We start from the raw sequence: 5372 nt of genomic DNA, 5'->3' as shown, positions 1-5372 counted from the left end.
GGCGAGCTGGAGTGGGTCTCGACATAGAGGTCATAGTTGTGGGTCCAGCCAGGGCCGAGGCTCTGCTCAATGGTGTTGCTGCCGGAGTTGTACGACCGCCTAAGGGCGATCCCGCCCATGCCGCCCCTCAGTGCCAGATCGGTGTTGTGGTACACCCAGGCGCCGCTAGCCATGTCCACCGGGTCGGCGGCCAGTACCGGCTCGAAAGACTGGTAGAGGCTGGCATCCACCTGGTCCTGGACATGGTACACCTCCACCGAGGCCTCCTCGGCGCCATAGCCACCGTAATGGCCAGGGGCGATGACCCAGCCGAAATGCTTACGGGATTCCAGGAGGCCGTACTCGATATAGCCCTTGCCTGACCAGTTCCCGAGGCCAAGCCGGCCGTCGATGGGGAGAATGAGCGTGAGGCCCTGACCGATGCTCGCCTCCAGAGCGGCCAGATCCTCGGTGCTGTAGTTGACCAGCTGGGTCTTCACGGCGGCGAAGTTGGCAGGGGTGGCCTTGAACACCTTCTTGCCACTGGCGTTGTTGATCTGGAGCAGCTTGACCGTCGAGACCGCGGGCCGGTTGACCTGCATCTGCTCCAGCACCCCGTGCTCGAGGGCGCTCCCCAGCTGGCCGCTGGCCCGCAAATAGGCATCCTCCGCCACGGTATCCCAGCCCCTGGCGACGACGGTGGACAGCTGTGCCTTGATGTCGACGTAGTAGCCCGCCTCCTGGGCTACGATGCCGAAGCGGTGGTGGCGCACGTCGATGACCCCGGCCAGCTGGGCGAAAAGGTTGGAGGCCAGGGTGGTGTCCCGCATCCAGGTCATACCCATGACGTTCAGGGTCTCGGTCAGCACCTCCGGGGAGGTGTCGGCAAGCCCCTGATTCCGGTAGGCCTGCAGCTGCCGCTCCCGCTTCTCCACCAGTCGGCCCAGACGGCTGCCGCCGAAGTCGTAGACGATGGCATAGGTGGCGCCGCGCTGCAAGGTGTAGGTCACGGTCTGGTCCCAGTCGTCCGTGCTGTACGGGTGCTCAATGGCAATGGTCAGCGTATGGAGATCCCCGGTCACCGGCTCGGTTTCGTCGGCGAGCAACTGGTCGTCCAGCAACAGCTGCGCCCCCGGAATGCGAACCGTTTGCCCGGAAAGGGGGCAGTCCAAGGCATAGTTGAAGCCGTCGTAGGTGTAGGTCACGTGGACGTAGGCACTGTGGCTGCCGACGCTGTCGGCGCGGTAGCGGACCGCGATGTCCCGGTATAGTCCCGGGCCGAGAGTGCCGCTCTGCCCACCGCCGGTGATCTGGAACCGCGCCGCATCAGGGCCGGCGAGGCTGATGCCGGTGATGGTCAGGCTCAGGCCGCCACTGTTCTTGAAGCGGGCGGTGCCGTCCACAGGACGGCCGAGATAGTTCGCGCCGAACGGGAAGCCATAGGAGCCGGTCCAGTCCGGGCGGGCGGCCACCACCCCGGTCAGGCTCACGGAGTCGTCTGCAAAACGGCTGCCGCTCACGTAGCACCATTCGACGTACAGGGTCCCGGTCTTGGTGCCTGCGGCCTGGCCGGTGCCGCTCAAGCGCACCGTGATGGTGTGGGTGGCGCCAACCCCCACATTCACCGTGCCGCCGCCAGCGACAATCGAATAGGCGTTGCTGGGGTTGCTGCTCAGCGTGGCCTTGATCTGAATGTTGAAGGTGTACGAATTCGTGAGTGTCCAGGTGAGCTCGGAGGCCCCGTCGGGATAGATCTTGCCGAAATCGGCGGTGTTCGAGAGCGGGAGCTTGACACCCGTCCCGTCCCCGGCAGCCAGATGTCCTGGGAGAGCTCTCTCCGGCCCGGAGGTGGTCACCGGGCCGGCTGGGGTGGCGACCGGCTCCCCCGCCGCCGGGGCCGCCGCGGTCAGGTTGGCGGCCTCGTAGACGATGGCGAGCTTTCTGCCGGCCAGGTCCGGGATGTTCAGGGTGCGGTCGATCTCGCCGTGGGTGATCCGCACTGTGTGCACATACTCGGCAGGGATGTCGGTCCAGGTGTTGTATTCCTCATCTACCGGGAAATCCAAGCTCGACGGCAGACCCTCCAGGTATTGGGGGACAATCTCGCGGCCGCCGATGATCTCGGAGAGCGAGGCATTGGGAAGATAGGCCTTCAGAACGTTGACCAGCCTCATGCTGGAGCTTTCGAGCGCACTCGTTATGCCGGCCTCATTGAGGCCCTGGACATAATCGGTGCCGATGGTGCCGCCGGCGGCCGCCAGAAAGGCGTTCCGCGTGTAGCCCATGGCGGTCGCGAGATCGATGCCCGGCGTGGCCAGGTAGGGCTTGAATGCCGGATCGAAGAGGTACGTTTGCCCGTTGATGGTCGCCTTGACCCAGACCCGGTGCACAAGGAAGCTATCGCCATCGTTGGAAGGGGTTGCCGGAATGCCACCATTGCCCAGGACATCGCTGACCACGAGGCTCGTGAACAGGCCAGCGTCCACGCTCAGCCAATGCTTCAGGTCCTTCTGGTCAGTAGCGGAAACGGGAATCGTCATGGTCCCGTACACGTATTCGGCCGGGTAGCCGCTTTCCCGCAGGAGGGCGATCATGAGGGCCGCCTGGTCGAAATCGTTCCCGGCGCCATCGAGGTAGGTGAGGGTAGCACCCTTGAGCAAGCCGAAATAGGGCACATAGTCCACATGGTTGCGCACGTATTCATAGATGAGCACGGGATCATGCTGGAGAGCCCTGGCCAGCTCGGCGATCTCCGGGCCAGCGGCGCCGGCCTGGCCCGCCGCAGCCGCAACGGCCTGCGGGTAAGTCTCGGCAGGGCCGTTTGCTTCCAGCTCCAGTGCCCTGGCCTGGTAATGCTCCCGGGCCTCCTCCGGACTGATCGGGTCGGCCGTGACCCGGACCCATCCCGGTCCTGCCACCTCGGCTTGCGCGACGCCCCAGGGAATGCCGGCCAGAAGCAGACTGATCACAAGACAGCAGACGCTGAACCGCAGGTGCTCTCGCCTCATGACGATCCTCCACAGAAAGGAACCGCGGCCGGCCTTCCGGCGGCGGCTTGACTATGCAATGCAGTCGGACGGCGGCTCCGCTAATTGGTCACCGTCACACTGACGCTGTCGGCAAAGACAATGGTGTCCGGCACGCCGTTGCGGTCAAGGTCGACGCACAGATAGAAGATGTATGCTCCGGGGGTGAGCCCGGAGGCCCCACTCCAGACCTGGAGCGGAGTGCTGATGCTCGTCAGGGCACCCTGGCTGGCGGGGTAGAGACCGACCCGCCAGCTGTTCGTGGCCTGCGTCCACGACCACCACGTGTTGGGAGCCGCTGCCGGTGTCTGCAGGAGCACCCACCACTCGACATCCTGGCCAGCCACCGTGCCGGCGTCGAGGGTGATGGCCAGCGAAAGGGCGCTTGTCTTGCTGATGGAGAGGGGGCCATCGCTGCCGTTGGCCTTGATGTCTGGCACCACTTGGCCGGCGGTCATCTCCAGGAGGTTGCCGTTTTCGCTCATCCGGAAGGAATGCTTGCCCCAGGTGCCGTGGCTCGCCTCCACCAGACGGTTGAGATCGTCATGGTAGTGGCTTCGAGTGACGGGTCCTTGGATGTCTGGCGATGGAGGTAAGGCCTGCCCGGGGATCGTGGCTCGCCATGGACCGCATCGGTGGGGCAAAATCCTGGGCAACGGCTAGCCTTGCATTGACAGAATTGCGGCCGGTCCGGTACCTTGCGCTCCGTCAGTCTGGTTCTGTTCCTGCATCAGGGTGAACGGCGGTGTCCGTCGACTTCCTCTTCATCCATGTCAACGAATGGGCCGGCGTCGCGGCGCCGGACACGATCCCCATCTCGCAAGGATACGGCCTGGCCGCGCTCCGGCAGGCGGGCCATACGGGTCTCATCCTGGGGGACTACCAGGACCGGGCCCTGGCGCCGGCCCAGGTGGCGGCCGCCATGGCGGAGCGGCGGCCGCGGGTGGTGGGCTTTTCGGTCTACGAGGAGAACATCAACCGGGTCCGGGTCTGGGCCACCTTCGCGAAGCGCCTCGACCCTGCTGTCCTGGTCCTTCTGGGCGGCCCGCAGACCACCTTCATGCCGGCAGCGGCCCTGGCCCAGATGCCGGAGGTGGATCTTCTGTGTCGGGGGGAGGGGGAGACGGTGCTCCTGGGGTTGGCCCGGGCCCTGGCGGAAGGCACCGACCTGGCGAGGGCGCCCGGCCTTTGTCTGCGGGGCGCGGATGGGAGTCCGGTGGAGACCGGCCCGGCCTGGGGGCCGGAGAGCCTGGACGAGCTGCCATCCCCGTATCTTGCCGACTGCTTCGATCTCGCAGGCAAGCGGCGGGTGATCCTCCTGTCCTCCCGGGGCTGCACCTCGCCGTGCACCTTCTGCTACACCACCCGGGCCAGCGGCCACCAGGTGCGCTTCCACTCCCTGGACCGGGTGATCGCCGAGATGCGGCATTTGGTGGGCCAGGGGATCACCGATTTCTGGTTCGCCGATCCCAACTTCGCCCACTCCCGCCCGCGCCTGGAGGCGCTCTTGGCACGGATCAGCCGCGAGCTGCCGCCGGTCAGCTTCTGGTGCCAGACCCGTTACAACCTGGTGGACCCGGAGCTTCTGGCCCGTCTCAAGGCCGCCGGCTGCCACACCCTGGCCTTTGGCCTGGAGTCCGCCGATGTCGAGGTGCTGCGCCGCATCAGGAAGGGCCTCGATCCCGGCCGGATGGCCCAGGCGATCCGGGACACCCAGGCCGCCGGCATCGAGGTGGAGCTGTTCAGCCTCTTTGGCCTGCCCGGGGAGAGTCGGGCCCAGGCCGAGGCAACCCTGGATTTCGTGCAGGCCAACCGCGTCGCCGTTGAGGGCAATTCCATCTGCCAGCAGCTGCACATCTTCTTCGGCACCCCCATCGCGGAGGAGCCGGAGACCCACGGCGTCCGGCCGCTGCCGCTCACCAAGCCCGCCTACCAGAGCATCTGCCGGGACTTCACCACCGAGGCCATGGATGTCCGGGCCATGCGCCAGATGGGGCTCTTCTGGCGGACCTGCCGCACGGACTTCGCGGACAAGGTGGCCAGCCGCCGGGATCTCTTCGAGGTGGCAGGCTTTGTCACCAGCCATCGCCAGGATCTGGCCGACCGGCCGGAGGGAGAGCTGCTCCTGGCCCGCATCTACCTGGCCCTGGAGGAGTATGAGGCGGCGGCCACCTGCCTGCAGGGCCTGGTCCAGCGGTTTCCGGAGCACCCGGCGGTCCGGGCCTTCCTGGCCCGGCCGCTGACGGCCTTCGTCCTCGGCCGCCGGGCGGTGGCGGCCGAAGGGTGCCGGGTGATCTACGATTGCCGCGGCTTCCTGGACGGGGAGCCGGTGCCGGAGACGGTCTCCTTCTTCCAGGAGGCCCTGGT

The 5372-nt window shown here is 66.5% G+C and carries 3 protein-coding genes; 1 reads left to right on the top strand and 2 read right to left on the bottom strand.

Annotation, left to right across the window (positions count from 1 at the left end):
- Together AB1634_18540 and AB1634_18535 are read right to left on the bottom strand one after the other, a co-directional pair.
- Positions 1-2987, bottom strand: a 2987-nt coding sequence (locus AB1634_18540) for a choice-of-anchor D domain-containing protein (GenBank protein ID MEW6221511.1), incomplete at its 3' end; no start/stop codon positions are given.
- A gap of 80 nt (positions 2988-3067) precedes the next feature.
- Positions 3068-3532: a hypothetical protein gene (locus tag AB1634_18535; GenBank protein MEW6221510.1), complete on the bottom strand. Its 465-nt coding sequence runs from the start codon at positions 3530-3532 to the stop codon at positions 3068-3070.
- 218 nt (positions 3533-3750) lie between these two features.
- On the opposite strand from AB1634_18535, the gene AB1634_18530 reads away from it, so the two are divergent.
- On the top strand, positions 3751-5372 hold a 1622-nt coding region (locus AB1634_18530; GenBank protein MEW6221509.1), incomplete at its 3' end, for a radical SAM protein.

This window comes from Thermodesulfobacteriota bacterium, from assembly GCA_040755095.1.
Lineage (GTDB): Bacteria > Desulfobacterota > Desulfobulbia > Desulfobulbales > JBFMBH01 > JBFMBH01.
Note: the sequence above shows the minus strand (reverse complement) of the source record. Positions and strands in the feature narration are given on the sequence as shown.